The following is a 26587-nucleotide window of genomic DNA, read 5'->3' as shown; positions in this document are numbered from 1 at the left end:
GTCAAACCATGTTTAGCAAAAAGTTTCGCAACATACTGCTGTTCGGTTGCATCGCTGCGATTTTCGGCGCAGTCGGCTACTGGAACATCAGCCCGGAACGCTTCCTCGACAAGCCTCCTGTCTCGGCAGAAGAGAGCCCGATCGACTGGTACGCGACCAATACCCACACCCTGCAGTACCTGGAAGACGGCAAGGTGCAGTACGAAATGACGTCCGAGAAGGCCGAACACGTCAAGGCGACCGACATTACACTGGTCACCAGACCTGACCTGAACATGTTTCGCGGTACCGATTTCCCGTGGCACGTGACCAGCGAGCGTGGCGAAGTGAACTCCGGCGGCACCGAGGTCGAACTGATCGACTCGGTCCGGATCAAGCGTACCGACGAAAAGAACCGCGACACCCTGATCACCAGCACCCGCATGACGGTGTTCCCTCAGCAGCAATATGCGCAGACCCAGCAACCCGTTAGAATCGACGGCGCTGGCGGTGTATCGACCGGCGTGGGAATGAAAGCGTATTTGAAGGAAAGCAGGATACACCTGCAATCGAACGTAAGAGGACAGTATGAGGCTCGTTAAAACCCTCCCTATTTTGCTCAGTCTGGGCGCAGCACTGGGAAGCGTGAGCGCCTGGGCTCTGCCGAACGATCAGGAGCAGCCGATCCGCATTCAGGCCGACGATGCCCAGCTGGACGACAAGAATGGCGTTGCCACTTATAAAGGCGCGGTGATCATCACCCAGGGTTCGATGATCGTCAAAGGCGACACCGTGACGCTGACACGCAACCCGGCCGGCGAAATCGATGTGGTGACTTCGGTAGGCAACCTGGCCTACTTCGAACAGCTGCAGACCGCTGGCGACAAGAAACCGGTCCAGGGCTGGGGCGTGACCATCCAGTACCACGCACAGCAAAACCGCGTCGTACTGATTGACAAGGCCAAGGTCGTCGACAAGGACAACAACACCACTCAAGGCGAGAAGATCGTCTATGACACGGTGAAAAAACTCGCCAGCGCAGGTCGCGCCACCGGCAACAAGGTCACCGAAGCCCGTCCGCGCATCGACATGGTGATCCAGCCGAAGAAGAAAACCGACGAGAAAACCCAGTAATGGCAACTCTGAAAGCTCAGCACCTGGCCAAGGCCTACAAAAGCCGCCAGGTCGTGCGCGACGTCAGCCTGTCGATCGACAGCGGTCAGATCGTAGGCCTGCTCGGACCGAACGGCGCCGGCAAGACCACCTGCTTCTACATGATCGTGGGCCTCGTGCAGGCCGATCAGGGCCGCGTCCTGATCGACGACCTGGACGTCAGTCACCAGCCGATGCACGGCCGCGCCAAGGCAGGAATCGGCTATCTGCCGCAGGAAGCGTCGATCTTCCGCAAACTGTCGGTCGCCGACAACATCATGGCCATCCTGGAAACCCGCCAGGAACTCGACAAGGCTGGTCGTCGCAAGGAGCTGGAAAGCCTGCTGCAGGAATTCCACATCAGCCATATCCGCGACAACCTCGGCATGAGCCTGTCCGGTGGTGAGCGTCGCCGGGTGGAAATCGCCCGCGCGCTGGCCACCGCACCGAAATTCATCCTGCTCGACGAACCGTTCGCCGGTGTCGACCCGATTTCCGTGGGCGACATCAAGCAGATCATCCACCACCTCAAGGCCAAGGGCATCGGTGTACTGATCACCGACCACAACGTCCGCGAGACCCTGGACATCTGCGAAACGGCCTACATCGTCAACGACGGTCAGCTGATCGCCGAAGGCGACTCCGCCACCATCCTGGCCAACGATCTGGTGAAGGAAGTGTATCTGGGTCACGAGTTCCGCCTCTAAGCGAGACAGCATTCGACCAGCCGTCCGGTGCTGTAACGTTGAAGCGCATTTTTATAGGCTTTTATTGTTACAGCGCTCTAGGCAAACCCGACAGTTTCAGGCATATAATTTGCTTGAATTTGGCGCTTCGGCGCCCTGTAGTGGATGGCGCATAGCGCCGGCGAATAAGGTGTTAAGCCCCTGCCATGAAACCATCGCTAGTCTTGAGAATGGGCCAGCAGCTGACGATGACACCGCAGCTGCAACAGGCCATCCGCCTGCTCCAATTGTCGACCCTGGATCTGCAGCAGGAGATCCAGGAGGCTCTGGAATCCAATCCGATGCTCGAACGCCAGGAAGATGGCGACGACTTCGACAATTCCGACCCGCTGGCCGACAACGCCGAGCAGAAGCCCAATACCGAGATTCAGGAGCCTTCCTATCAGGAAACCGCGCCGACGGTCGACAATCTCGAGGACGGCGAATGGAACGAACGCATCCCCAACGAATTGCCTGTTGACACCGCCTGGGAAGACGTCTACCAGACCAGCGCCAGCAGCCTGCCCAGCAGCGATGACGACGAGTGGGATTTCACCACTCGCACCTCCGCCGGCGAAAGCCTGCAAAGCCACCTGCTGTGGCAACTGAATCTGGCGCCGATGTCCGACACCGACCGCCTGATCGCCGTAACCCTGATCGACTGCATCAACAATCAGGGCTATCTGGACGAAACCCTCGAAGAAATTCTCGATGCGTTCGATCCGGAACTGGATATCGAGCTGGACGAGATCGAAGCCGTCCTGCATCGCATCCAGCAGTTCGAACCCGCCGGCATCGGCGCCCGCAACCTGGGCGAGTGCCTTTTGCTGCAGTTGCGCCAGCTTTCGGCCAAGACCCCCTGGCTCAATGAAGCCAAACGTCTGGTCACCGATTACATCGACTTGCTCGGCAGTCGCGACTACAGCCAGTTGATGCGGCGCATGAAGCTCAAGGAAGATGAACTGCGCCAGGTCATCGAGTTGGTCCAGAGCCTCAACCCGCGCCCAGGCTCGCAGATCGAATCCACCGAAGCCGAGTACGTGGTGCCTGACGTGATCGTGCGCAAGGACAACGAGCGCTGGCTGGTGGAGCTGAATCAGGAATCGGTGCCGCGCCTGCGGGTCAACGCTCAATACGCCGGTTTCGTGCGTCGCGCCGACACCAGCGCCGACAACACCTTCATGCGCAACCAGTTGCAGGAAGCCCGCTGGTTCATCAAGAGCCTGCAGAGCCGCAACGAAACCCTGATGAAAGTGGCAACCCAGATCGTCGAGCATCAGCGCGGCTTCCTGGAGTATGGCGACGAAGCCATGAAGCCCCTGGTCCTGCATGACATTGCCGAAGCGGTGGGCATGCACGAGTCGACGATTTCCCGGGTGACCACGCAAAAATTCATGCATACCCCCCGGGGCATCTATGAACTGAAATACTTTTTCTCCAGCCACGTCAGCACCTCCGAAGGCGGCGAATGCTCGTCCACGGCGATCCGCGCGATCATCAAGAAACTGGTCGCTGCGGAAAATCAGAAAAAGCCGTTGAGCGACAGCAAGATCGCTGGTTTACTGGAGGCACAAGGCATTCAGGTGGCTCGCCGCACCGTCGCCAAGTACCGCGAATCCCTCGGAATCGCGCCTTCGAGCGAACGCAAGCGGTTGATGTAAGCCACGTTACAGCGTTCCAGTGGCAGGCTCTTCGGCCTGCCGCTTTATGCACTGGCAACGAAGGAGAAGCTGTATGCAAGTCAACATCAGTGGACACCAACTGGAAGTTACCCCACCTCTCCGTGAATACGTTGAGCAAAAGCTCAAGAGGCTTGAGGGACATTTCGACAAGATCACCAACGTGCAAGTCACGATGTGCGTCGAAAAACTGAAGCAGAAAATCGAAGCCACGCTGCATATTCCCGGCAACGAGGTCGTCGCCAACGCTGAACATACCGATATGTACGCGGCGATCGACGCGCTGACCGACAAGCTTGATAAACAACTCAAAAAGCATAAGGAAAAGACCCAGAGCCTGCTCCAGGGCGCAACCGGTCGATAACCCCCACCCCCATGATCCGACTTGAAAGCATCCTGACCCCCGGCCGTTCCCTGGTGAACGTGCCGGGCGGCAGTAAAAAGAAAGCCCTCGAACAAATTGCCAATCTGATCGCCCGGGAAGTCCCGGATCTGGAGATGCAAGATGTCTTCGAAGCGCTGATTGCCCGTGAAAAACTCGGCTCGACGGGTTTTGGCAACGGCATCGCCATTCCTCACTGCCGTCTCAAGGGCTGTGAAGCGCCCATCAGTGCCTTGATGCACCTGGAAGCGCCTATCGACTTCGACGCCATCGATGGCGCGCCGGTTGACCTGCTGTTCGTGCTGCTGGTCCCGGAAGCTGCCACTGATGCGCACCTGGAGCTGCTGCGTCAGATCGCCAGCATGCTCGACCGCAAGGAAGTACGCGAGAAACTGCGTCGCGCCACAACCAACGAAGCCTTGTATCAGGTTGTCCTGGACGAGCAAAACGGGCACTAAACATGCGCTTGATCATCGTCAGTGGCCGTTCCGGCTCGGGCAAGAGCACCGCATTGGATGTCCTTGAGGACAACGGTTACTACTGCATCGACAATCTGCCGGCCGGCCTGCTGCCGGAGCTGGCGGAACGCGCACTGATTCATACGGAACTGTCTCAGCCACTGGTCGCGGTATCGATCGATGCACGCAATTTGCCGAGCCATCTTTCGCGTTTTCCGGAGTTGCTCGAGGAAGTCCGCAGCCGGCACATCCAGTGCGACGTCCTGTATCTGGATGCCGATGAGGAAACCCTGCTCAAGCGCTTCTCGGAAACCCGTCGTCGTCACCCGCTAAGCAGTGCGAACCGCTCGCTGGCTGAAGCCATCAACGATGAAACAGCCCTGCTGGGCCCGATCGCCGATCTGGCCGACCTGAAGGTCAACACCACCAATCTCAATCTTTACCAGTTGCGCGACACCATCAAGCTGCGGCTGCTGAACCAGCCGGAACCCGGCACGGCGTTCCTGGTGGAGTCGTTCGGTTTCAAACGCGGCATGCCGGTGGATGCGGATCTGGTATTCGATGTACGCTGCCTGCCCAATCCGTACTGGAAACCGGAGCTGCGCGCACAATCGGGTCTCGACGAGCCGGTGGCCGAGTATCTGGCGGGGCAGCCGGAAGTGGAAGAGATGTTTCAGGACATCTACGCCTACCTGTTCAAGTGGTTACCGCGCTTCGCTGCAAGCAATCGTGCCTACGTCACCATTGCCATTGGCTGCACCGGCGGGCATCACCGCTCCGTCTACCTGACCGAACGTCTGGGTCAGGCCCTGCAGAAAACCCTGAAAAACGTCCAGGTCCGCCACCGCGACCTCAGCTAGCCATAGGACTCACACCGCGATGCCTGCTCGTGAAATCGAAATCATCAACAAGCTGGGCCTGCATGCCCGGGCGTCGGCAAAGTTCGTTGGCGTGGCGGGTCAGTTTCCCGACTGCACGATCCGGGTGGGCCGCACGCCCGACACCACGGTCGATGGTAAAAGCATCATGGCCATGATGATGCTCGCCGCAGGCAAAGGCACCAAAATCCACTTGAGCACCGAGGGACATCAGGAGCAGGAAGCCATGGATGCACTGGTCGCCCTGATCAACAACTACTTCGACGAGGGCAGTTGAAAATACCTTGTGGTGAGATCCGCCCGAAATGGTGCAGACACAAAAAAGGCGCGCCACCCTCACCGGTGGCGCGCCTTTTTTTGTACCAGACTGTGGCTTAACTGCCCGCGACAGTCATCCGTTCGATCAACACCGAACCGGTGCGAATGTTGCTGCGCAGTTCCAGATCGTTACCGACCGCGACGATCTGCCTGAACATGTCGCGCATGTTGCCGGCGATGGTCACTTCCTGCACCGGGAACTGGATTTCACCGTTCTCGACCCAGTAACCGGCTGCGCCGCGGGAGTAATCGCCGGTGACCATGTTCAGGCCGTGCCCCATCAGTTCAGTCACCAATAACCCACGCCCCATGCGCCGCAACAAAGCCGCCTGATCTTCATCCCCGTGGGTGACGAACAGGTTGTGCACGCCACCGGCGTTGGCGGTGCTCGGCATACCCAGCTTGCGGCCGGAATAAGTGCCGAGGATGTAAGACACCAATTCACCTTTTTCGACAAACGGTTTGGCATAGGTCGCCAGGCCGTCCCCGTCATAGGCGGCGCTGCCCATGGCGCGCATCAGATGCGGACGCTCATCGATGGTCAGCCACTGCGGAAACAGCTTCTGCCCCAGCGTGCCTTCCAGGAACGACGCCTTGCGATACAGACTGCCGCCGGACACCGCCGACAGGAAACTGCCGAACAATCCGCCGGCCAGTTCAGCGGAAAACAGCACTGGCACTTCGCAAGTCGGCACCGGACGCGCGCCCAGGCGGCTCGCAGCCCGCTGCGCCGCACGCTGGCCGATACTCACCGGATCAGCCAACAAACCGCCCTGGCGATTCACGTCGTACCAGTAATCACGCTGCATCTGACCCTCGGCCTCGGCGATCATCACGCAGCTCAGGCTGTGCCGGGTGGAGGCGTACCCGCCGATGAAACCGTGGCTGTTGCCATACACGCGGCAGCCCTGATGAGTGCTCAACGTGGTGCCATCGGCGTTCTTGATGCGCGCATCGGCGTCGAACGCGGCGGCTTCACAGAGCAACGCCTTCTCGATGGCCTGCTCCGGAGTGATGCCCCACTCGTGGAACAGATCGAAGTCCTGAACATCCTTGGCCATCAGTGCCGCGTCAGCCAGCCCCGAGGCTTCGTCTTCGGAAGTGTGTCTGGCAATCGCCAGCGCCGCGGCAACGGTCTCGCGAATCGCATCCGGACCGGTGGCGGAGGTGCTGGCCGAGCCCTTGCGCTGGCCGACGTACAAGGTGATGCCGAAACCCTGATCGCGGTTGAACTCGACCGTTTCGACTTCACGCTGGCGCACCGAGGTCGACAGGCCCTGCTCCAGCGACACCGCCACTTCGCAGGCACTGGCGCCCTGACGTCTGGCTTCGGCGATGATCTGCTCGACCTGTTCCTGCAGTGCCGGCAATGCCTGCGGGCCGACGCTTTCAACTGCACTCATGCTCATCTCCACTCAAATTCTGCTTTCGGCTGGGGCCTTCGAGCGACCGGGCCGGACAAGTGGCCCCCGACTGGTTATCATGGCGGCGTTTCTTTGCGGACTGCCACCATGGTTGATTCTTACGACGACTCCCTCGATACGGGAGAAAAAAGCAAATCCCAGGTCAAACGCGAGCTGCATGCTCTGGTTGACCTCGGCGAGCGCCTTACGACACTCAAGCCGGACCGGTTGGCCAAACTGCCACTGACCGACGCCCTGCGCCGGGCTCTGGCCGATGCGCCCAAACACGTTGCGCACATTGCACGTAAACGGCATTTGCAGTTCATCGGCAAACTCATGCGCGATCAGGACACCACCGCGATCCTTGAGCTGCTCGATCAACTCGATGCCTCTACCCGCCAGTACAACGAGCGTTTCCACAACCTCGAACGCTGGCGTGACCGCCTGATCGGCGGTGACGATGCCGTGCTGGAGAAATTCGTCGTCGAGTACCCGGACGCCGACCGCCAGCAACTGCGCTCCCTGATCCGGCAGGCCCAGCACGAGGTTGCACATGACAAACCTCCTGCCTCGAGCCGCAAGATCTTCAAATACATCCGTGAGCTGGACGAGACTCAACGCGGTCTGCGTTGATATTCGCCACCGGGTGGCCGCACTGCGCGCCACCCGAAGCTCCCTCCCCGCTTATGCGCCCGTGCCACCCACGGTGATCGCATCGATTTTCAGCGTCGGCTGACCCACGCCCACCGGCACCGACTGCCCGTCCTTGCCACACGTCCCCACACCGCTGTCCAGCGCCAGATCGTTACCGACCATCGACACCCGGCTCATCGCTTCCGGACCGTTGCCGATCAACGTCGCGCCCTTGACCGGTGCGGTGATCTTGCCGTCCTCGATCAGATACGCCTCGCTGGTGGAAAACACGAACTTGCCGCTGGTGATATCGACCTGGCCGCCGCCGAGGTTGGCGCAGTAGATGCCTTTCTTCACCGACGCGATGATTTCCGCCGGATCGCTCTGGCCGCCGAGCATGTAGGTGTTGGTCATTCGTGGCATCGGCAGGTGCGCGTAGGATTCACGACGACCGTTGCCGGTGCGGGCCACGCCCATCAGGCGCGCGTTGAGCTTGTCCTGCATGTAGCCTTTGAGCACGCCGTTTTCGATCAGCGTGGTGCACTCGGTCGGCGTGCCTTCGTCGTCGACGCTCAGGGAGCCGCGACGACCGGCCAGCGTGCCGTCATCGACAATGGTGCAGAGTCTGGAGGCAACCATTTCCCCCATCCGCCCGCTGTAGGCCGAACTGCCCTTGCGGTTGAAGTCGCCTTCCAGACCGTGTCCGACCGCTTCGTGCAGCAGCACACCGGACCAGCCCGAGCCCAGAACAACAGGCAACGTGCCGGCCGGTGCAGGAATCGCCTCCAGATTCACCAGCGCCTGACGCAACGCCTCACGGGCATACCCCATGGCGCGGTCTTCGGCGAGGAAATAACGGTAGTCGGTACGCCCGCCGCCGCCATGGCCACCCCGTTCGCGACGACCGTTCTGCTCAACGATCACGCTGACGTTGAAACGCACCAGCGGACGCACGTCGGCAGCCAGGCCGCCGTCGGTCGAAGCGACCAGGATCCGCTCCCAGACCCCGGCCATGCTCACGCTGACCTGCTGGATTCGCGGATCGAGGGCGCGGGTCGCCACATCGATGCGCTTGAGCAACTCGACTTTCTCGGCACGGCTCAGCACTTCCAGCGGGTTATCCGGCGCGTACAGTTGGGCGACGTCCTGCGCGCTGAACGCCTGCACCGTGCCATTCTGCCCGGCGCGAGAAATAGACCGCGCCGCACGGGCCGCCGCGCCGAGGGCTTCGAGGGTGATCGCGTTGCTGTAGGCGAAACCGGTTTTTTCACCGGACTGGGCCCGCACGCCGACACCCTGGTCGAGGTTGAAACTGCCTTCCTTGACGATGCCGTCTTCCAGCGACCAGGACTCGGAAATCTGCCCCTGGAAATACAGATCGGCCGCATCGATGCCCGGGCCGGCCAGATCACCAAGCACGCCTTGCAGGCTCTCGATCGTCACGCCGCCGGGCGCCAACAGATGATCACTGACTGAGGACAACAACTGGCTCATAGGTTTACGCCTTAAATTCGTGTTCTGAAGCAGGTCGCTGCGCGCCCTGCGAAAAAAACCGCCGATGATTCGTCACCGGCATGCGCGCCCGGATGGACGCCTGTTCGTCACTGTCGCGCTCGGCCAGCAACACGGCCTCGCCTTGTTCCTGTTGCGCCAGCACGCGACCCCACGGGTCGACAATCGCCCCGTGACCAAAGGTTTCCCGAGGCCCCGGATGGATCCCGCCCTGGGCCGCCGCCAGCAAGTAGCACTGGGTTTCAATCGCCCGCGCACGAATCAGCACATCCCAGTGCGCCGCCCCCGTCACGGCGGTGAAAGCCGAGGGTGCGGTAATCAGTTCAGCCCCGGCAGCCCGCAGTTCGCTGTACAGCTCCGGGAAGCGCAAGTCGTAACACACCGTCAGGCCGAGCCGGCCGACAGGGGTGTCCGCCACGACCACGCCACTGCCATAAGCATAGTCATCGGATTCGCGGTAACGCCCGCGATTGTCCGCCACGTCCACATCGAACAAATGCAGCTTGTCATATCGGGCAACCATCTCGCCCTGATCGTCCACCAGCAACGAACAGGCATGGGATTTCGCCTCGGGCTGCCCCGCCGGCGGCAACGGCAAGGTGCCGGCCACTATCCATAACCTGAGGTCACGGGCGGTCTGTTTCAACCACGGCAGGATCGGGCCTTCGCCCAGCGCTTCGGCACGACCGATATCGGCGATGTCGCGACGCCCCATGGCGGCGAAGTTTTCCGGCAGCACCGCCAGCTTCGCGCCGGCGCTGGCCGCCTGTTCGAGCAGACGTCGGGCATCACGCAGATTGGCCAGCACATCGCTCTGGCTGACCATTTGAATCACCGCAAAAGACATGGCGAACTCCGCAAGAGGTAGACGGCCATGCTACTCCATCGGTTTGCGGCGTGGCTGATCAAAACGGTTTGTCGAAGGTGATTTTCGGTTCTTTCCACGGACCTTTGACGGTGTATTTGACGCTGGCGAAGCGCGCCACGCGGTCACCGATCAGTTTGTCGATCAGGAACAGCGCACCCCCGACCGCCGGTGCTCCCACGATCAACGCGGCGATGGGCAGGTTGTTGGTGACCGGCAAGGTCACCAGCAATTTGGCATCAACCTGATCGCCCACCAGATCCAGCGTGCCGTTGAGCTCCAGATTGCTCGACGGTCCGGTCAACCTGATCGGTTCCTGCGTGACGTACACGCCATTGTTCGCCACCAGCAACCCCTTGACCCGGTCGTAACTCAAGCCTTTGCCGAACAGGTCGGAAAAGTCCAGACGCAACCGGCGGCCGATGGAGTTGAAATTCAGCAGACCGAACACCCGCAGCGCCTGGGCGCCGCCTTCGACTTCGACGAACTGTCCCTTGGTGAGCGATGCATCCAGCGAGCCCGAGAAACGCTTGGTGGCCAACCATGCCGGCGAGCCCGGCCAGCGACCATCGACATCCATGTGGAACTCTTCGCTGGTCACGCTCGGCGCAAAGCCCCAGCCCTTGAGCACATCGGCGAGATTCTTGCCGCCGATCCGGCCCTTGTACCAGCTGGTCGTGGCACCCGGGGCGCCTTCCCAGCCGCCGCTACCCTGCAACAGGATGCCTTTGAGGCCCAGATCGAGGTTGTTCAGGGCAATGCCCTTGGCGGTCGGTCGAACTTTCAGCGACCAGCCGCCAACCAGGTCCTGTCCCTGGAACAGCTGATTGATAGTGATATCCAGCGCCGGGATTTTGCTCGGATCGACCGAGGCCAGCGGATCCGGCGAGTTTTCGTCGGCCTGCACCGTCGGATCGGGCGCCGGCAGGCGCACGTATTGCAGGTTCACCGCAATCGGCACGCCCATGGCATCCGGCAGGCTGGCCGTGCCTTTGGCCTGCTGACTGTCTAACGCCAGGGCCCAGGCATCGGGTTTACGGTTCAATTGCACGGCGGCCTGATCCAGCGTGGTGCCAAAGGCTGTGAGCTTGCCGACCTTGAAGTCCGCACCGCTGAGCAATTGCCTGGCGCTGCCGCCAGGATCCTGCCCGGCGTATTTGTCCACCAGATCCTGCCAGGGCTTGACGTCCAGCTCGGACAACACGCCGCGCACCCGCAGACCTTTATTGCCAGGCAGCACCGCCTCGCCAACGCCGAGAAACAGCTCGCCACGACCTTCGGCGAAACTGTTCGGTGGCGCCGCAAAGGTGAAGTTGGCCAGTTGGTCGTAATTGACCCAGTAGCGCCGTTCCTGGCCTTGCAGGGTCATGCGGAACACGGTGTCACGCCCCGTGCTGGCCGACAGGCCGAAAGGCGCGGGCAGGTCCACCGCCACCCCTTTCAGATTGGAGCTGACCATCAATTGACTGTCGGCACCGTCCAGATTCACCTGTAACTGGTAAGGAATCGTCCCGGACACCGGCAACGGCTGCGTCACGCCCAGCCAGTCCGTGAGTTTCTTGACTTCGACCTGTCCCGAAGCCGTCACCCGGGTCTTGAGCTTGCCGGGGCCTCCATCGGCGAAAATCTGTGCGGTGACCGGCTTGTCGAAGGCCCGGGCACTGATGTTCTGCCCGCTCAGGCCCTTGGCGCTGTCGAAACGGAAATCGCCCTTGAGCTGGCTCAGTTCCAGCTTCGGCTCGGCCAGTTTCAGGCGCGCGTTGGCGGTTTTGAAATCCACCAGGATTTTCGGCTGATCACCCTTGGCCAGCGGCACGTCCAGCTTGAGTCTGCCTTGCAGATCGCCCTCGCCTTCCCAGCCGGCGAAGGTCTCGGCGGTGCCGATCGGCGCTTCCTGGAGAATCTTCAAACCGTCGCCCAGACCGCCGGCGAACTCGCCATCGAGGTACATGTGGCTGTGCTCACCGCTCGGCACATGAGGAATGTTGACGAAGACATCGTTGACCCGGGTGTCGAGCAACTGGCCCTCGCTGGCGACAATCCGCACGCCGCTGTCCTCGATAAACACATCACCGCTGACCTTGCTCACATGCGGCCAGCCTGGCTGGAATGCCAGCTCCGCGTCGTGCACCTTGAAAAACAGGCTGATGCTGCGATCCGCTTCACCGGCATTCTTGTTCAGCGAACCCTGATACTGGAAGAAACCCTGATCCACCGCGCCTTTGAGAATCGCCGTGCGCAGCCATTCGTCGAGGGCCGGGCTCAGGACTTCGGGCAGGTACTTGGTGGTGTAGCGACCGTCACCATCCACCAGACCGACCCGCAGGTCCATGTAGTCTTCCTGGTTGTGATCGAAATGCAGGCGGATCAGAAAGTCGCCGGCAATCTTGCCCTCTTCGCCAAGCACCTTCAGGTACGGAGCGATCAGGGTGAAACCTTCCTTGTCGAGTTTCCAGGTCAACCGGGCATTGGCCTGAATGTATTGCCATGGCTTGGCGAAGATCGGATCGAGATGCAGGACGAAGTCCTTGCTGTCCATGCGCAATTCGCCGCCGCCAAGGTTGCCGCTCAGACTGCCGCTGACATTGCGCGCCGCCGGGGCTCCGTGATAGGCGTCGAAGCCGACCCGGTCGAGGTTCGCAGCGAAACTGAACTTGCTGTCGTCGGTGGCGTTCGGTCGCAGATCCAGCAGTACGTTGCGCAAGCCACCGGTCACTTTCAAGCGCTCGACCACAGTGGCAAAACCTTGCGGCAGTGGCCCCAGTGCGTTGAGCAATGGCGTGATCGGCGTCAGATCGAGGCGATCAGCCTGCAGGTGCCAGAGTTCGTCGACCTTGTCGGTGGCGGCCGTCTGCTTTATCTGCACGCGGGACTCCCAACGAGTCTCGCCAAAGTTCATCGCCAGTGAATCCAGGGTGACGGTAGCGCCTTCACCGGTCCGCTGAAAGTAGCCGTTGAGCGCCAGGTTGTTGATCTGGATCGGCTTGCGCTCGTCGTACGCGCCAATCAGTTGCGGGGCGTTCAGACGAACGGCGGCGCTTTGCAGGGCACCCTCGCTCCAGTTGACCCACAGCTCGCCACCCGCCTTGATCTCGGAAAAATTCCATTGCCGAGTGAGACGCTCGGGCAGCCATTTCGCCCAATCGCTTTGCGGCAGACTGATGTAGCCCTCGACCGTACTGTCCGGCAACTGAGCGGGGCGAATCCTCGTACGCAGACTCAGCGCCACGGGTTGCCCGTCGGGCAGGTTCAGACGCGCGTCGAGGCGCTGGCGATTGGTGCCTGTCTTGAGATTGATCCCGACATAAGCGAGGGTCAGAGGCGCATGGTCCAGCGGTTGCAAGGTCACCTGACTGTCGAGCACCGACAGTTGCTGAACCATTTGCATGCGGTTGAACAGTTGCTCCGGATCCAGGGGCTGGTCCTGCTGCACCGGCAAACCTTCCAGCGCCCACTTGCCGTCCTCGCCTTCCTTGAGGCTGATCTTCAGGCCATTGAGCTCAAGATGAGCAATGCGCACTTCGCGAGCCAGCAGACTGGCCCACACATCCGGCACCGCACGTACACGGTCCAGACGCAAGGCATTGGCGCCGTCGCCGACCATGACGTCGTGAGCCAGCAGGATCGGCGCAAAACCGCTCCAGTCGCCTTCCAGCTCGCCTATCTGCAACGGCATGCCCAGCGCGGCACCGGCCTTGTCTTCGATGTCGGCGCGGTACTCGGCCACCAGTGGTGCAAGCTCCCGGCCGAGGCTGACGTACAACGCCATCAACACCAGAACCAGTGCACACAGGCCCAACCCCCAACGGGTAAGCGCGGCAAAAATGCGTGTCAGACGTTCCATGTCAGTTGGCTCCCATGGCAAAAATACTGCAAAAAGCTGAGGCCAGCCGTTTCAGGAAAAAAGTGACGCAGGGGATCAGAGCAGCACCACGTCATATTGTTCCTGGGAATACATGGTTTCCACCTGGAAGCGTATGGTGCGGCCAATGAACCCTTCAAGCTCGGCTACGTTGCCGGATTCTTCATCGAGCAACCGGTCGACGACTTTCTGGTTCGCCAATACACGATAACCCTCGGCCTGATAGGCCCGGGCCTCACGCAGAATCTCGCGGAAGATCTCGTAACAGATGGTTTCCGGGGTTTTCAGCTTGCCCCGCCCCTGACAGCTGCTGCAAGGTTCGCACAGCACCTGCTCCAGGCTTTCACGTGTACGCTTGCGGGTCATCTGCACCAGACCGAGTTCGGTGATGCCGATAATGTTGGTCTTGGCATGATCGCGCTCCAGCTGTTTTTCCAGGGTTCGCAGAACCTGGCGCTGGTGCTCTTCATCTTCCATGTCGATGAAGTCGATGATGATGATCCCGCCCAGATTGCGCAGGCGCATCTGCCGGGCAATCGCCGTGGCGGCTTCAAGATTGGTCTTGAAGATGGTTTCTTCGAGGTTGCGGTGCCCGACGAACGCGCCGGTGTTCACGTCGATGGTGGTCATGGCTTCGGCCGGATCCACCACCAGATAACCGCCGGACTTCAGCGGCACCTTGCGCTCGAGGGCTTTCTGGATTTCGTCTTCGACACCGTACAGGTCGAAGATCGGCCGTTCGCCCGGATAGTGTTCCAGACGATCGGCGATTTCCGGCATCAGTTCGGCGACGAACTGCGTGGTTTTCTGGAAGGTTTCCCGGGAGTCGATGCGGATTTTCTCGATTTTCGGACTGACCAGATCCCGCAGGGTGCGCAAGGCCAGACCGAGGTCTTCGTAGATCACACTTGGCGCGCCGATGGTCTTGATCTGCTCGTTGATCTGATCCCACAGGCGTCGCAGGTAGCGGATGTCCATGAGGATCTCGTCGGCCCCGGCCCCTTCGGCGGCGGTGCGCAGGATAAAGCCGCCGGCCTCCTTGATGCCTTCCTTGGCCACACAATCGCTGACCACCTGCTTCAGACGCTCGCGCTCGGCTTCGTCTTCGATCTTCAGGGAAATGCCGACATGGGCGGTGCGCGGCATATAGACCAGATAGCGCGACGGGATCGACAGCTGAGTGGTGAGACGCGCCCCTTTGGAACCGATTGGATCCTTGGTGACCTGCACCACCAGACTCTGACCTTCGTGCACCAGCGCGCTGATGCTTTCCACCGCCGGGCCCTCGCGCAGGGAAATTTCCGAGGCGTGAATGAACGCCGCGCGGTCCAGGCCGATGTCGACGAAGGCCGCCTGCATGCCCGGCAGTACCCGCACGACCTTGCCTTTATAGATGTTGCCGACGATCCCGCGTTTCTGCGTGCGCTCGACATGCACTTCTTGCAGCACACCGTTTTCGACCACCGCCACGCGCGATTCCATCGGCGTGATGTTGATCAGAATCTCTTCACTCATGGCAGGGTCTCGTTCAGGCATGTTCACAATGATGACCGCGTCTCGATCTGTTCGACGGTTACTGCGCACTCAGGCTTTGCCAACAGGGTATGCCGAAACGGCCAAGCAGTTCTGCGCTTTCGCACACCGGTAAACCGACCACCGCCGAATAGCTGCCGTTCAATCCGGCGACGAACACCGCGCCAAGCCCCTGAATGCCGTAACCGCCAGCCTTGTCCTTCGGTTCGCCGCTGGCCCAGTAGGCAGCGGCTTCTTCCCGACTGATTGCCCGGAACCGTACCAGACTGCGCACCACTTGCGACTCGCAGCGTTCACCCTCCAGTACGGCGATGGCGGTGAGCACTTCGTGCTCCTTGTCGGACAACATCATCAGCATGGCGCATGCGTCGGCTTCGTCCACCGGTTTGCCGAGAATTTTGCCGTCCAGCACCACAGCGGTATCGGCACCCAACACGCAAAACGGTTTGCCGCTGACGACAGAGCGCCGCCCGGCGTCAGCCTTGCCGCGCGCCAGGCGCTCGACATAGGCCGACGGGGATTCATGGGCAAAAGGGGTTTCATCGATATCCGCACTGATGGCGGTAAACGGAACGCCGATCTGCGTGAGCAATTCACGCCGACGCGGCGATCCCGAGGCGAGGTAAAGCGGCTTCATCCAAACATCTCCCTGTTGAGTGCCCTGCCTCATGGCACCGGTGGGGGCCCATGCCTGACCGAATCAGTTGATTTTGTAACGTCGGCGCAGGCCGCGCAGAGCGAAGCTGACCCAGGGCCAGAGCAAGGCACTGACCAGCGCCGGCAGGACCAGCGCCAGGGTTGGCTGACGATTTCCGGTCAAGGCGCTGAGCCAGAGTTGTACGAGTTGAGCGAGACCGAAGATTACCAGGATCACCAGGCTCTGCTGCCACATCGGGAACATCCGCAGGCGCTGCTGCAACGACAGCACCAGGAACGTGATCAGGGTCAGGATCAAGGCGTTCTGCCCCAGCAACGTGCCATACAGCACATCCTCGGCCAGCCCCAGGCAGAAAGCGGTCACCATGCCAATCATCTGCGGCATGTACAGCGCCCAGAATGCCAGGAGCAATGCCAGCCACAGCGGGCGGAGGATTTCCATGAACTGCGGCAAAGGCGACACGCTGAGCAGCATGCCGATCAGAAAGGTCAGCCAGACGATCCAGCCGTTTCGGGAAGCTTTGACACCGACCATTATTCTCGTCCCCCGGTGGTGGCCGGCGCGGTGGCAGGCGGTTTGGCGGTCGGCCGGGCACTGGCTGGCTGAGCGGCTGGTGGCTTGCTGGCCGCCGGCGTCGCTGCAGTCGGTTTCGCCGCTGGTTTGCTTGCAGCAGGTCTGGCCGGCGTTGCAGCAGGTGCAGCGGCAGGCGTGCTCGCCGCAGCGGGGGCCTGAGCCGGTGTGTTCACCGTTTTCGGTACGGTTGCCGGAATGACCGGACCGCCACCGAACGCATCCAGATTTTCCTGAGCCTGCGCCGCATCGTTGGCACGCTCCTCAGCCGTCCGGTTGTCGCTGAACACCAGAAGCAGGTAGCGGCTGCGGTTCAATGCAGCCGTTGGCACGGCGCGGACAATGGCGAATGGCTGGCCGGAATCGTGGATCACTTCCTTGACCGTCGCCACCGGGTAACCGGCCGGGAAACGCTGGCCCAGACCGGAGCTGACCAGCAGATCGCCTTCCTTGACGTCGGCGGTGTCGGCCACATGCCGCAGCTCCAGACGTTCAGGGTTACCGGTGCCGCTGGCAATCGCCCGCAGACCGTTACGGTTCACCTGCACAGGAATACTGTGGGTCGAGTCGGTCAGCAGCAATACGCGGGAGGTGTACGGCATCAGTTCGACCACCTGCCCCATCAGTCCGCGTGCGTCGAGCACCGGTTGGCCGAGGACCACACCGTCACGCTCACCCTTGTTGATGATGATGCGATGAGTGAAGGGGTTGGGGTCCATGCCGATCAGCTCGGCCACTTCGACCTTCTCGTTGACCAGCGCAGAGGAATTGAGCAACTCGCGCAGACGGACGTTCTGCTCGGTAAGGGCGGCCAGCTTCTGCATGCGGCCCTGCAACAGCAGGTTCTCGGTCTTGAGTTTTTCGTTTTCGGCGACCAGCTCGGTACGGCTGCCGAACTGACTGGCGACACCTTCCCACAATCTGCCGGGCAGATCGGTGATCCAGTAAGCGTCCATCAGCACCAGCGACATCTGGCTGCGGGCAGGCTTGAGCAGGCTGAAACGGGCATCGACCACCATCAGCGCGACCGACAGCACGGCCAGCACCAGCAGGCGAACGCCCAGTGAGGGGCCCTTGGCGAAAAGCGGTTTAATAAGCCGCTCCTCCCAGGCAAATGTTCTGTTTATTCATACGGCATCAAACCGGCCTGGATGAAGACTGACAGAAGATAAACGCCAACAGGCAGCACTGCAAAGTGCTGCCTGTGCGCTCACCCACGTATTGCACCCGGCGACTTATTCGCTGGAGAGCAGGTCCATGGTGTGCTTGTCCATCATTTCCAGTGCACGGCCACCGCCGCGAGCCACGCAGGTCAGCGGATCTTCGGCAACGATGACCGGCAGACCGGTTTCCTGGGCCAGCAGCTTGTCGAGGTCACGCAACAGCGCGCCACCACCGGTCAGCACCAGCCCACGCTCGGCGATGTCGGAAGCCAGTTCCGGCGGCGATTGCTCCAGGGCGCTTTTCACGGCCTGAACGATGGTCGCCAGCGACTCTTGCAGAGCCTCCAGCACTTCGTTGGAGTTCAGGGTGAATGCGCGTGGAACGCCTTCGGCCAGGTTGCGGCCGCGAACGTCGACTTCGCGAACTTCGCCGCCCGGGTAGGCCGTACCGATTTCCTGCTTGATGCGCTCGGCGGTGGATTCGCCGATCAGGCTGCCGTAGTTGCGGCGCACATAGGTGATGATCGCTTCGTCAAAGCGGTCGCCGCCAACGCGTACGGATTCGGCATAGACCACACCGTTCAGGGAGATCAGCGCGATTTCGGTGGTACCGCCACCGATATCCACGACCATCGAACCGCGTGCTTCTTCAACCGGCAGGCCTGCACCGATCGCAGCCGCCATCGGCTCTTCGATCAGGAACACTTCACGGGCACCGGCGCCCAGGGCCGATTCACGGATGGCCCGACGCTCGACCTGGGTGGACTTGCATGGAACGCAGATCAGCACACGAGGGCTGGGCTGCAGGAAACTGTTTTCGTGAACCTTGTTGATAAAGTATTGCAGCATCTTTTCGCAGACGCTGAAGTCGGCGATCACGCCGTCCTTCATCGGACGAATGGCAGCAATGTTGCCCGGCGTACGGCCGAGCATGCGCTTGGCCTCGGTGCCGACAGCGACGACACTTTTCTGGTTACCGTGTGTCCGAATGGCCACAACCGATGGCTCATTCAGGACGATGCCGCGCTCGCGCACGTAAATAAGGGTGTTGGCAGTGCCCAGGTCAATGGAAAGATCGCTGGAAAACATGCCACGCAGTTTCTTGAACATGGGAAAGGGACCCTAGGCAACGCGTGGGTAAAAAAGTGCGGCAAACTCTAACAACGACAGGGATTTTGGGCAAGGCGCCAATATGTTAAATTGGCCGCTTTTCTGTGCACCAAGCCCCACAATCGCGGCCTTATGACCGTAGAAGTGCGGTAGTGTTCCGACAAATCAACGCACGGACGCCGTCCGTCCTGTTTTCCACTGGAGAATCCCGATGGCGCTAGAACGCTCCGACGTGGAAAAAATCGCTCATCTGGCCAGCCTTGGCCTCAATGACGCCGATCTTCCACAAATCACTTCGGCCCTCAACAGCATTCTCGGGCTGGTCGACGAAATGCAGGCGGTCGATACCGACGGTATCGAGCCACTGGCCCACCCGCTGGAAGCCAGTCAGCGCCTGCGCGCCGACGTCGTGACCGAAAGCAATAACCGCGAGGCTTATCAGTCCATCGCGCCAGCGGTCGAAAACGGCCTGTATCTGGTTCCGAAAGTCATCGACTAAAGGGAAAGAGCCCGCAATGCATCAAATGACTCTGGCCGAGATCGCCCGCGGTCTTGCCGATAAAAAGTTTTCCTCCGAAGAGCTGACCAAAGTCCTGCTGGCGCGCATTTCCCAGCTCGATCCGCAGCTCAACAGTTTCATCAGCCTTACCGAAGCGCTGGCCCTCGAGCAGGCGAAAGCCGCCGACGCGCGCCGGGCCAACGGTGAGAGCGGCGCCCTGCTCGGTGCGCCGATCGCCCACAAGGACCTGTTCTGCACCCAGGGCATCCGCACCAGTTGCGGCTCGAAGATGCTCGACAACTTCAAGGCGCCGTACGACGCCACCGTGGTTTCGAAGCTGGCCGCTGCCGGCGCCGTGACCTTGGGCAAGACCAACATGGACGAATTCGCCATGGGTTCGGCCAACGAGTCGAGCTGGTACGGCGCGGTGAAAAACCCGTGGAACCTGGAACACGTCCCGGGTGGCTCGTCCGGTGGTTCGGCTGCCGCTGTTGCCGCTCGCCTGTTGCCTGCCGCCACGGCCACCGACACCGGCGGCTCGATCCGCCAGCCGGCCGCGTTCACCAACCTCACCGGCCTGAAACCGACCTACGGTCGCGTATCGCGCTGGGGCATGATCGCTTACGCCTCCAGCCTCGATCAGGGCGGCCCGTTGGCGCGCACCGCCGAAGACTGCGCGATTCTGTTGCAAGGTATGGCCGGCTTCGATCCGAACGACTCCACCAGCATCGATGAACCGGTGCCGGACTACGCCGCCGGCCTGAACGGCTCGCTGCAAGGCCTGCGCATCGGCGTGCCGAAGGAATACTTCGGTGCCGGCCTCGACCCGCGTATCGCCGACCTGATCCAGAACAGCATCAAGGAGTTGCAGAAGCTCGGTGCCGTGATCAAGGAAATCAGCCTGCCGAACATGCAGCACGCCATTCCTGCGTACTACGTGATCGCTCCGGCAGAAGCCTCTTCCAACCTGTCGCGTTTCGACGGCGTGCGCTTCGGCCACCGCTGCGCAGACCCGAAGAACCTGGAAGACCTGTACAAGCGCTCCCGTGGCGAGGGCTTCGGTGCCGAAGTGCAGCGCCGGATCATGGTCGGTGCCTACGCGCTGTCCGCCGGTTACTACGACGCTTACTACCTGAAAGCGCAGAAGATCCGTCGCCTGGTGAAGAACGATTTCATGGCGGCCTTCAATGAAGTCGACATCATCCTCGGCCCGACCACGCCGAACCCGGCCTGGAAACTCGGCGCCAAGAACAGCGACCCGGTCGCTGCCTACCTGGAAGACGTCTACACCATTACCGCCAACCTCGCGGGCCTGCCGGGCCTGTCGATGCCGGCCGGTTTCGTCGACGGTCTGCCGGTCGGCGTACAGCTGCTCGCGCCGTATTTCCAGGAAGGTCGCCTGTTGAACGTTGCCCACCAGTATCAGTTACACACTGACTGGCACACCCGCACCCCAACCGGCTTCTGAGGAGACACACATGCAATGGGAAGTCGTGATCGGGCTGGAGATTCACACACAGCTCACCACCCGGTCGAAAATCTTTTCCGGTAGTTCCACCCAGTTCGGCTCCGAGCCGAACACTCAGGCCAGCCTGATCGACCTGGGCATGCCCGGCGTGCTGCCGGTGCTCAACCAGGAAGCGGTGCGCATGGCGGTGATGTTCGGTCTGGCAATTGACGCCGAGATCGGTCAGCACAACGTGTTCGCCCGTAAAAACTATTTCTACCCGGACCTGCCGAAGGGCTACCAGATCAGCCAGATGGAATTGCCGATCGTCGGCAAGGGCCATCTGGACATCGCCCTGGAAGACGGCACGGTCAAGCGCGTCGGCATCACTCGCGCGCACCTGGAAGAAGACGCCGGCAAGAGCCTGCACGAAGAATTCAGCGGTGCCACCGGCATCGACCTGAACCGTGCTGGCACGCCGCTGCTGGAGATCGTTTCCGAGCCTGACATGCGCAGCGCCAAGGAAGCCGTGGCTTACGTCAAGGCGATCCACGCGCTGGTGCGTTACCTGGGCATCTGCGACGGCAACATGGCCGAAGGTTCGCTGCGTTGCGACTGCAACGTGTCGGTACGTCCGAAAGGCCAGGCCGAATTCGGCACCCGTTGCGAGATCAAGAACGTCAACTCGTTCCGCTTCATCGAGAAGGCGATCAACTCCGAGATCCAGCGTCAGATCGACCTCATCGAAGACGGCGGCAAAGTGGTCCAGCAGACCCGTCTGTACGATCCGAACAAGGACGAAACCCGTCCTATGCGCAGCAAAGAGGAAGCCAACGACTACCGTTACTTCCCCGATCCGGACCTGCTGCCGGTGGTCATCGAGGATTCGTACCTGGATGACGTGCGTGCCACCCTGCCGGAACTGCCGCCACAGAAGCGCGAGCGCTTCCAGAGTGCCTTCGGCCTGTCGGCCTACGACGCCAACGTGCTGGCGACCAGCCGTGAACAGGCGGACTACTTCGAGAAAGTTGCGAGTATCGGCGGCGACGCCAAACTGGCGGCGAACTGGGTGATGGTCGAGTTGGGCAGCCTGCTCAACAAGCAGAGCCTGGACATCCAGGATTCGCCGGTTTCCGCCGAGCAGCTGGGCGGCATCCTGTTGCGCATCAAGGACAACACCATCTCCGGCAAAATCGCCAAGGTAGTGTTCGAAGCGATGGCCAACGGTGAAGGCAGCGCCGATGAAATCATCGAGAAGCGTGGTCTGAAGCAAGTCACCGACACCGGCGCCATCTCGGCGGTGCTGGATGAAATGCTCGCGGCCAACGCCGAGCAGGTCGAGCAATACCGTGCGGCAGACGAAGCCAAACGCGGCAAGATGTTCGGTTTCTTCGTCGGTCAGGCCATGAAAGCCTCCAAAGGCAAGGCCAACCCGCAGCAAGTGAACGAACTGCTGAAAAGCAAGCTCGAAGGCTGACCATAATGGAGCCAGAACTCATTGACTGGCTCCGATCCCCTGTGGCGAGGGAGCTTGCTCCCGCTGGTCTGCAAAGCAGACCCAAATCGGATACCGCACTCTTTGGAAAGGAGTGCATTGACCGAATTGCGACCGCTTCGCGGTCGAGCGGGAGCAAGCTCCCTCGCCACAATTATTCTTGGGAGCCTTTGAAATGAAACGTCTGCTCGGCGCCTGCGCCCTGCTCTCTTTGCTGGCCGGTTGCGCCAGCACCGATGTCATCGACCCGCACGGTTACGACCAGACCGGAGTCGCCTCCTATTACGGAGCCAGACACCACGGTAAACGCACCGCCAGCGGCGAAGCGTTCAACCAGAATTCCCTGACCGCCGCCCACCGCCAGCTGCCGTTCGGTACACGGGTGAAGGTCACCAACCTGAAAAACGACAAGTCCTGCGTAGTGCGTATCAACGACCGCGGGCCGCACACACGCGGGCGCATCATCGATGTTTCCCGCGAGGCCGCCGAGCGCCTCGGCATGCTGGGCAGCGGCACGGCACGGGTTCGCGTGCAGGCCCTCGACGACTGATGGAGCCCCCACCATTTTCGGACTGAGCGATTTACCGCTGATCAACGTGATCGAACTGCTCAGCGGTCTGGCCCTGCTGATTTTCGGTGCCGAACTGATGGTGCGGGCCGCCGTGCGTCTGGCTGCTCGCCTGCATGTGCGGCCGCTGATCATCGGCCTGACCATCGTCGCCCTGGGCAGCAGCGCCCCGCAAATGGCGGTCAGCCTGCAGGCCACCCTGACGCACAACCCCGACATCGCCGTCGGCAGCGTGATCGGCAGCAGCATATTCAACATCCTCGTGACCCTCGGTCTGTCGGCGCTGATCATTCCATTGCGGGTCTCGCGGCAACTGGTGCGCCTGGATATTCCGCTGATGATCGGCGCCAGTCTGCTGGTGTTCGTACTGGCCTGGAACGAACAGATCGGCCGTTTCGACGGCATCCTCCTGCTCACCGCGCTGGGTTTGTATCTGGGTCTGCTGTTGCGCCAGTCGCGGCACTCGTCCCGTCCACACTCGGAACTGCCGCCAGCGGCGCAAGCGCCCTGGGTGACCAGTCTGCTGATGATCGTCGTCGGGCTGGCCGTGCTGGTCTTCGCCGGACACCTGTTGCTGGGCGCAGCTGTCGCGGTGGCTACGGACATGGGCTTCTCCGAGCGGGTGATCGGCCTCACGGTAGTCGCGGTCGGCACTTCGCTGCCGGAACTGGCCACCTCGCTGATCGCCGCCCTGCGCGGGCAGCGTGACATTGCCGTGGGCAACGTGATCGGCGCGAACCTGTTCAATCTGCTCGGGGTACTCGGCGTTACCGCACTGCTCGCGCCGACTCCCCTTTCGGTGTCGCCCAACGCGCTGGATTTCGACCTGCCGGTAATGCTCGGCGTCGCGGCGCTATGCCTGCCGGTGTTCTATTCCGGCTACCGTGTGACCCGCGCCGAAGGCTTGTTGCTGCTCGGCTTGTACCTGGCGTATGCACTGCATGTGGTGTCGTTCACCACCGGCATGCCGCTGGCCGGCAAGCTCGAACGTTTGATGCTGTTTTATGTGCTGCCGACGCTGCTGACGTTTCTGTTTTTCACGTCCGTGCGCGCCTGGCGCCGCCAACACCACAAGAGGGATACGCCATGACCGAATCGAAGAAATCCGGGGTTGAAGTCCGCCGTCAGGTAATGGGCGATGCATTCGTCGACCGTGCTCTGGGCAACGCCACCGAATTCACCCGCCCCTTGCAGGATTTCGTCAACGAACATGCCTGGGGCGGCGTGTGGAACCGCGAAGGTCTGCCGCTGAAGACCCGCAGCCTGATCACCCTCGCCGCGCTGACCGCGCTGAAGTGCCCGCAGGAATTGAAGGGCCACGTGCGCGGCGCGTTGAACAATGGCTGCACGGTCGAGGAGATCCGCGAGGCGCTGCTGCATTGCGCGGTGTATGCCGGGGTGCCGGCAGCGATCGATGCGTTTCGGGCAGCCCAGGAAGTGATCGACAGTTATTAGGAACGAAAGGATGAGGCCATCCAATACCAGACAGCCTCGAACAATTAAGCCAACTCTCTGAAACTTACGGCAGCTAGCTATCTAGAAGACCAGACAGGAGCACTTTCTGCCGTAAAAAACACCACATCCTTTGCTGATAGATAGGCGTTAGCACGGGCTTGCGCCAACAAATTTTCGCCACTCCGTGGATCCCCATAAATACTCACAAAAACCGAACCAACTCTACTGTTGTTTATTTCATCAAAAATATGCTTGTCATTCTCGTCAATCGAATGACCAAACACAAACATCGCCCCATCAAGCTTGGCCAGTTTCTGAAAGCAAAAGTTCAAATACGGGTTATGCTGAATGCGAACTCTCTTCCGCTCATGAGTTGGCTCTGAAACAAAGGTGGGAAACCGTTTATTCTCCATATTGACCCTCACCTGCTCAATGATTGACTCCCCCTCATCCGTGCATGCATGTTTCTTGATGCCTGCTTGGGTATCGTAAATATGAAGTCCGCCATGTAAAAAATGTACATTCTGAGAAGTGGGTCCGACCCAAGTCCTGTAAGCCCGAAAACCATCATCAGTTTCATACCCAGGCGGATCTAGAGCCATTTTATTTCGGGCCCAGTAAAACAGGAGATCATAATTCAGGGTAAAAATCTGGCTAAACTGTTGTAGAAAAGTTCTAACGGCGACGTATTGTTGATCCGTTACTTCACTTGGCAAGCTCGGATGGGTTTGCGATATCGCGGTAATCAGTGCCGACTTAACTGTTTCTTGATCACTCACCACCATCTCAATGACATTTTGATCTGCTCCATAGAGCCGCAATATCGTTTCGGTGGCGATCAACTTCTTCATGATCTTTTCAAAATCATAAGTTTTAAAGCTTTCAAAAATCCTTCTAACGACATCACTCCGAGGCCCAAAATCAGCTGTTTCGAGTAAATTTTTATAGTTAAAAATCCTAGCATTCCATGCCTGTGAGAAACCGTTTGCCAATAAAATCGACTTCTTCGCTCCTGGCTCAACCATTCCAAGAGCTTGCTGATAGGTAATCAAAATACATACTCCCTGTAACTTCCATTGAATAAAAACGACAAGCGATATCCATATGCCATCATACATGATCTCTGCTGATGCAAACTGAATGCTAGATCCACCCGCCCCACTGCAGGAAGAAGATCCCGACGTTGGTGGTCACCGCCGCCATCAACGTGGTCAACACAATGATCGCCGCCGCCAGTTCATGATTGCCCTGGGCCGCCCGGGCCATGACAAAACTGGCAGCCGCCGTCGGGCTGCCGAAGTACAGAAACAGAATCCCCAGTTCCGCCCCGCGAAAGCCCCACAGCCATGCGCCCAGCGTGGCGAACACCGGCAGGCCGATCATCTTCAGCAGGCTGGAGCTGAGCGCCATGCTCCCGCTCTTGCGCAGCGCCGCCAGCGACAATGTGCCGCCAATGCAGATCAGCGCCAGCGGCAGTGTGGTTTGCGCCAGATACTGGCCGGACGTCTCCAGCCATCCCGGCAGACCGACCTTGAACCAGGCAAACGGCGCCGCTGCAATCACGCTGATGATCAGCGGATTGCTGAACACACTTTTGCAGATGCTCCACGGATCGGACTTGATCACCGGGCTGTAGACCGCCAGCACGATGGTCGACAGGGTGTTGTAGAACAGGATCACCAGCGCCGCGAGAATCGCCCCGAGGGAAATCCCGTAGTCGCCATACATGCTCGCCGCCAGCGCCAGGCCAATCACCCCGTTGTTGCCGCGAAACGCACCTTGGGTGTAGATGCCGCGATCCTCGCGCGGGCAGCGGAGAATTGCCCAGCCCCAGGCCAGAGCAAAACTGGCCAGGGTGGCGACGGCGAAGTAGACCAGCAACGCCGGTTGCAGCGCCGCGTGCAGGTCGGCGTGGAGGATGCCGAGAAACAGCAGCGCCGGCATGCTGACGTTGAACACCAGCGCCGAGGCCGTGTGGATGAAATTGTCGTTGATCCACTCGATGCGCTTGAGCAACACCCCCAGAAACAGCATGGCAAACACCGGCGCGGTGATGTTCAGGGTTTCGAGGAAGATTGCCAGCATGCCGGGGAGCCTTGGAGGTGAGCGTCGTCAGGGGGCCAATGATAAGCCACAAGTTCTCCGGCGTCTGGTCGAACGCTATCGCGAGCAAGCTCGCTCCCACACTGATCTTCGGTGCTTACAAAATTTGTGTAGCAAAGGAGATCCCTGTGGGAGCGAGC

General features: G+C 60.5%; 26 protein-coding genes. 15 read left to right on the top strand and 11 right to left on the bottom strand.

All coding sequences use genetic code 11. From position 1 onward, the window contains the following. Positions 1 to 8 precede the first annotated feature (8 nt). The 8 genes from lptC to BBF94_RS20770 all read left to right on the top strand — a co-directional run bounded on the left by lptC (position 9) and on the right by BBF94_RS20770 (position 5530). Positions 9 to 581 carry an LPS export ABC transporter periplasmic protein LptC gene (gene lptC, locus BBF94_RS20805; protein ID WP_065260851.1) on the top strand — a complete coding sequence of 191 codons (573 nt, stop codon included), beginning with the start codon at positions 9 to 11 and terminating at the stop codon, positions 579 to 581. After that, positions 568 to 1113: a lipopolysaccharide transport periplasmic protein LptA gene (gene lptA / locus BBF94_RS20800; RefSeq protein WP_065260850.1), complete on the top strand. Its 546-nt coding sequence runs from the start codon at positions 568 to 570 to the stop codon at positions 1111 to 1113. The genes lptC and lptA overlap by 14 nt, the downstream gene beginning before the upstream one ends. Beyond that, positions 1113 to 1838, top strand: a complete 726-nt coding sequence (gene lptB, locus BBF94_RS20795; RefSeq protein ID WP_007953572.1) for an LPS export ABC transporter ATP-binding protein — start codon at positions 1113 to 1115, stop codon at positions 1836 to 1838. The genes lptA and lptB overlap by 1 nt, the downstream gene beginning before the upstream one ends. A 185-nt stretch (positions 1839 to 2023) precedes the next feature. Beyond that, positions 2024 to 3517 carry an RNA polymerase factor sigma-54 gene (locus tag BBF94_RS20790; protein ID WP_065260849.1) on the top strand — a complete coding sequence of 498 codons (1494 nt, stop codon included), beginning with the start codon at positions 2024 to 2026 and terminating at the stop codon, positions 3515 to 3517. Between the two features lie 73 nt (positions 3518 to 3590). Then, positions 3591 to 3899: a ribosome hibernation-promoting factor, HPF/YfiA family gene (gene hpf, locus BBF94_RS20785; protein ID WP_065260848.1), complete on the top strand. Its 309-nt coding sequence runs from the start codon at positions 3591 to 3593 to the stop codon at positions 3897 to 3899. An 11-nt stretch (positions 3900 to 3910) separates the two neighbouring features. Continuing rightward, positions 3911 to 4375, top strand: coding sequence for a PTS IIA-like nitrogen regulatory protein PtsN (gene ptsN / locus BBF94_RS20780; protein ID WP_065260847.1), 465 nt, complete (start codon positions 3911 to 3913; stop codon positions 4373 to 4375). 2 nt (positions 4376 to 4377) lie between these two features. Next, positions 4378 to 5235, top strand: a complete 858-nt coding sequence (gene rapZ, locus BBF94_RS20775; protein ID WP_065260846.1) for an RNase adapter RapZ — start codon at positions 4378 to 4380, stop codon at positions 5233 to 5235. 19 nt (positions 5236 to 5254) lie between these two features. Continuing rightward, entirely contained in the window at positions 5255 to 5530 is a 276-nt protein-coding gene (locus BBF94_RS20770; RefSeq protein ID WP_065260845.1) for an HPr family phosphocarrier protein, read from the top strand. Positions 5531 to 5627: 97 nt separating this feature from the next. On the opposite strand, the gene pmbA is transcribed toward BBF94_RS20770, so the two are convergent. Further along, positions 5628 to 6980 (bottom strand): metalloprotease PmbA, encoded by a 1353-nt coding sequence (gene pmbA / locus BBF94_RS20765; protein ID WP_176704487.1) that lies wholly within the window; start codon positions 6978 to 6980, stop codon positions 5628 to 5630. 102 nt (positions 6981 to 7082) lie between these two features. On the opposite strand from pmbA, the gene yjgA reads away from it, so the two are divergent. Then, positions 7083 to 7607: a ribosome biogenesis factor YjgA gene (yjgA, locus tag BBF94_RS20760; protein WP_065260843.1), complete on the top strand. Its 525-nt coding sequence runs from the start codon at positions 7083 to 7085 to the stop codon at positions 7605 to 7607. 51 nt (positions 7608 to 7658) lie between these two features. Here the strand turns inward: yjgA and tldD are convergent, their stop codons facing one another. From tldD to mreB, 8 genes are all read right to left on the bottom strand, one after another. Next, entirely contained in the window at positions 7659 to 9101 is a 1443-nt protein-coding gene (gene tldD, locus BBF94_RS20755) for a metalloprotease TldD (RefSeq protein ID WP_065260842.1), read from the bottom strand. 4 nt (positions 9102 to 9105) lie between these two features. Beyond that, a complete protein-coding gene (locus BBF94_RS20750; RefSeq protein ID WP_065260841.1) occupies positions 9106 to 9966 on the bottom strand; it encodes a carbon-nitrogen hydrolase family protein in 861 nt (286 codons plus the stop codon). 58 nt (positions 9967 to 10024) lie between these two features. Further along, a complete protein-coding gene (locus tag BBF94_RS20745) occupies positions 10025 to 13828 on the bottom strand; it encodes a YhdP family protein (protein WP_065260840.1) in 3804 nt (1267 codons plus the stop codon). Between the two features lie 75 nt (positions 13829 to 13903). Next, positions 13904 to 15361, bottom strand: coding sequence for a ribonuclease G (rng, locus tag BBF94_RS20740; protein WP_065260839.1), 1458 nt, complete (start codon positions 15359 to 15361; stop codon positions 13904 to 13906). Positions 15362 to 15419: 58 nt separating this feature from the next. Beyond that, the gene (locus BBF94_RS20735) at positions 15420 to 16016 is read right to left on the bottom strand and encodes a Maf family protein (protein ID WP_065260838.1); all 597 of its coding nucleotides are present in this window, start codon (positions 16014 to 16016) and stop codon (positions 15420 to 15422) included. Between the two features lie 63 nt (positions 16017 to 16079). Next, a complete protein-coding gene (gene mreD / locus BBF94_RS20730; protein ID WP_065260837.1) occupies positions 16080 to 16571 on the bottom strand; it encodes a rod shape-determining protein MreD in 492 nt (163 codons plus the stop codon). Next, complete coding sequence (mreC, locus tag BBF94_RS20725; protein ID WP_082302449.1) at positions 16571 to 17701, bottom strand: rod shape-determining protein MreC; 1131 nt, start codon at positions 17699 to 17701, stop codon at positions 16571 to 16573. The genes mreD and mreC overlap by 1 nt, the downstream gene beginning before the upstream one ends. Positions 17702 to 17842: 141 nt before the next feature. After that, on the bottom strand, positions 17843 to 18880 hold the full coding sequence (gene mreB / locus BBF94_RS20720; protein ID WP_002555108.1) for a rod shape-determining protein MreB: 1038 nt from the start codon (positions 18878 to 18880) through the stop codon (positions 17843 to 17845). A gap of 211 nt (positions 18881 to 19091) precedes the next feature. Between mreB and gatC the strand changes: the two genes are divergently transcribed. The 6 genes from gatC to BBF94_RS20690 all read left to right on the top strand — a co-directional run bounded on the left by gatC (position 19092) and on the right by BBF94_RS20690 (position 24344). Further along, positions 19092 to 19379 (top strand): Asp-tRNA(Asn)/Glu-tRNA(Gln) amidotransferase subunit GatC, encoded by a 288-nt coding sequence (gatC, locus tag BBF94_RS20715; RefSeq protein WP_065260835.1) that lies wholly within the window; start codon positions 19092 to 19094, stop codon positions 19377 to 19379. A gap of 16 nt (positions 19380 to 19395) precedes the next feature. Then, a complete protein-coding gene (gene gatA / locus BBF94_RS20710; RefSeq protein ID WP_065260834.1) occupies positions 19396 to 20847 on the top strand; it encodes an Asp-tRNA(Asn)/Glu-tRNA(Gln) amidotransferase subunit GatA in 1452 nt (483 codons plus the stop codon). Positions 20848 to 20857: 10 nt separating this feature from the next. Beyond that, a complete protein-coding gene (gene gatB, locus BBF94_RS20705) occupies positions 20858 to 22303 on the top strand; it encodes an Asp-tRNA(Asn)/Glu-tRNA(Gln) amidotransferase subunit GatB (RefSeq protein ID WP_065260833.1) in 1446 nt (481 codons plus the stop codon). 193 nt (positions 22304 to 22496) lie between these two features. Beyond that, positions 22497 to 22871 (top strand): septal ring lytic transglycosylase RlpA family protein, encoded by a 375-nt coding sequence (locus tag BBF94_RS20700; protein ID WP_065260832.1) that lies wholly within the window; start codon positions 22497 to 22499, stop codon positions 22869 to 22871. 46 nt (positions 22872 to 22917) lie between these two features. Beyond that, positions 22918 to 23979, top strand: a complete 1062-nt coding sequence (locus BBF94_RS20695) for a calcium/sodium antiporter (RefSeq protein ID WP_065260831.1) — start codon at positions 22918 to 22920, stop codon at positions 23977 to 23979. Then, positions 23976 to 24344: a carboxymuconolactone decarboxylase family protein gene (locus tag BBF94_RS20690; RefSeq protein WP_065260830.1), complete on the top strand. Its 369-nt coding sequence runs from the start codon at positions 23976 to 23978 to the stop codon at positions 24342 to 24344. The genes BBF94_RS20695 and BBF94_RS20690 overlap by 4 nt, the downstream gene beginning before the upstream one ends. A 77-nt stretch (positions 24345 to 24421) precedes the next feature. On the opposite strand, the gene BBF94_RS20685 is transcribed toward BBF94_RS20690, so the two are convergent. After that, positions 24422 to 25462 carry a DUF4917 family protein gene (locus tag BBF94_RS20685; RefSeq protein WP_225875078.1) on the bottom strand — a complete coding sequence of 347 codons (1041 nt, stop codon included), beginning with the start codon at positions 25460 to 25462 and terminating at the stop codon, positions 24422 to 24424. Positions 25463 to 25487: 25 nt separating this feature from the next. Continuing rightward, positions 25488 to 26429 (bottom strand): AEC family transporter, encoded by a 942-nt coding sequence (locus tag BBF94_RS20680; RefSeq protein WP_065260829.1) that lies wholly within the window; start codon positions 26427 to 26429, stop codon positions 25488 to 25490. Positions 26430 to 26587: the final 158 nt, after the last annotated feature.

This window comes from Pseudomonas bananamidigenes (assembly GCF_001679645.1).
GTDB classification, from domain to species: Bacteria; Pseudomonadota; Gammaproteobacteria; order Pseudomonadales; family Pseudomonadaceae; genus Aquipseudomonas; species Aquipseudomonas bananamidigenes.
This window is presented reverse-complemented; position numbering and strand designations above follow the sequence as displayed.

What these genes read in the sequence shown, in the direction of transcription:
- lptC (WP_065260851.1), top strand. Translation starts at nt 9, where the DNA reads ATGTTTAGCAAAAAGTTTCGCAACATACTGCTGTTCGGTTGCATCGCT.
- lptA (WP_065260850.1), top strand. Translation starts at nt 568, where the DNA reads ATGAGGCTCGTTAAAACCCTCCCTATTTTGCTCAGTCTGGGCGCAGCA.
- lptB (WP_007953572.1), top strand. Translation starts at nt 1,113, where the DNA reads ATGGCAACTCTGAAAGCTCAGCACCTGGCCAAGGCCTACAAAAGCCGC.
- BBF94_RS20790 (WP_065260849.1), top strand. Translation starts at nt 2,024, where the DNA reads ATGAAACCATCGCTAGTCTTGAGAATGGGCCAGCAGCTGACGATGACA.
- hpf (WP_065260848.1), top strand. Translation starts at nt 3,591, where the DNA reads ATGCAAGTCAACATCAGTGGACACCAACTGGAAGTTACCCCACCTCTC.
- ptsN (WP_065260847.1), top strand. Translation starts at nt 3,911, where the DNA reads ATGATCCGACTTGAAAGCATCCTGACCCCCGGCCGTTCCCTGGTGAAC.
- rapZ (WP_065260846.1), top strand. Translation starts at nt 4,378, where the DNA reads ATGCGCTTGATCATCGTCAGTGGCCGTTCCGGCTCGGGCAAGAGCACC.
- BBF94_RS20770 (WP_065260845.1), top strand. Translation starts at nt 5,255, where the DNA reads ATGCCTGCTCGTGAAATCGAAATCATCAACAAGCTGGGCCTGCATGCC.
- pmbA (WP_176704487.1), bottom strand. Translation starts at nt 6,980, where the DNA reads ATGAGCATGAGTGCAGTTGAAAGCGTCGGCCCGCAGGCATTGCCGGCA.
- yjgA (WP_065260843.1), top strand. Translation starts at nt 7,083, where the DNA reads ATGGTTGATTCTTACGACGACTCCCTCGATACGGGAGAAAAAAGCAAA.
- tldD (WP_065260842.1), bottom strand. Translation starts at nt 9,101, where the DNA reads ATGAGCCAGTTGTTGTCCTCAGTCAGTGATCATCTGTTGGCGCCCGGC.
- BBF94_RS20750 (WP_065260841.1), bottom strand. Translation starts at nt 9,966, where the DNA reads ATGTCTTTTGCGGTGATTCAAATGGTCAGCCAGAGCGATGTGCTGGCC.
- BBF94_RS20745 (WP_065260840.1), bottom strand. Translation starts at nt 13,828, where the DNA reads ATGGAACGTCTGACACGCATTTTTGCCGCGCTTACCCGTTGGGGGTTG.
- rng (WP_065260839.1), bottom strand. Translation starts at nt 15,361, where the DNA reads ATGAGTGAAGAGATTCTGATCAACATCACGCCGATGGAATCGCGCGTG.
- BBF94_RS20735 (WP_065260838.1), bottom strand. Translation starts at nt 16,016, where the DNA reads ATGAAGCCGCTTTACCTCGCCTCGGGATCGCCGCGTCGGCGTGAATTG.
- mreD (WP_065260837.1), bottom strand. Translation starts at nt 16,571, where the DNA reads ATGGTCGGTGTCAAAGCTTCCCGAAACGGCTGGATCGTCTGGCTGACC.
- mreB (WP_002555108.1), bottom strand. Translation starts at nt 18,880, where the DNA reads ATGTTCAAGAAACTGCGTGGCATGTTTTCCAGCGATCTTTCCATTGAC.
- gatC (WP_065260835.1), top strand. Translation starts at nt 19,092, where the DNA reads ATGGCGCTAGAACGCTCCGACGTGGAAAAAATCGCTCATCTGGCCAGC.
- gatA (WP_065260834.1), top strand. Translation starts at nt 19,396, where the DNA reads ATGCATCAAATGACTCTGGCCGAGATCGCCCGCGGTCTTGCCGATAAA.
- gatB (WP_065260833.1), top strand. Translation starts at nt 20,858, where the DNA reads ATGCAATGGGAAGTCGTGATCGGGCTGGAGATTCACACACAGCTCACC.
- BBF94_RS20700 (WP_065260832.1), top strand. Translation starts at nt 22,497, where the DNA reads ATGAAACGTCTGCTCGGCGCCTGCGCCCTGCTCTCTTTGCTGGCCGGT.
- BBF94_RS20690 (WP_065260830.1), top strand. Translation starts at nt 23,976, where the DNA reads ATGACCGAATCGAAGAAATCCGGGGTTGAAGTCCGCCGTCAGGTAATG.
- BBF94_RS20685 (WP_225875078.1), bottom strand. Translation starts at nt 25,462, where the DNA reads ATGTATGATGGCATATGGATATCGCTTGTCGTTTTTATTCAATGGAAG.
- BBF94_RS20680 (WP_065260829.1), bottom strand. Translation starts at nt 26,429, where the DNA reads ATGCTGGCAATCTTCCTCGAAACCCTGAACATCACCGCGCCGGTGTTT.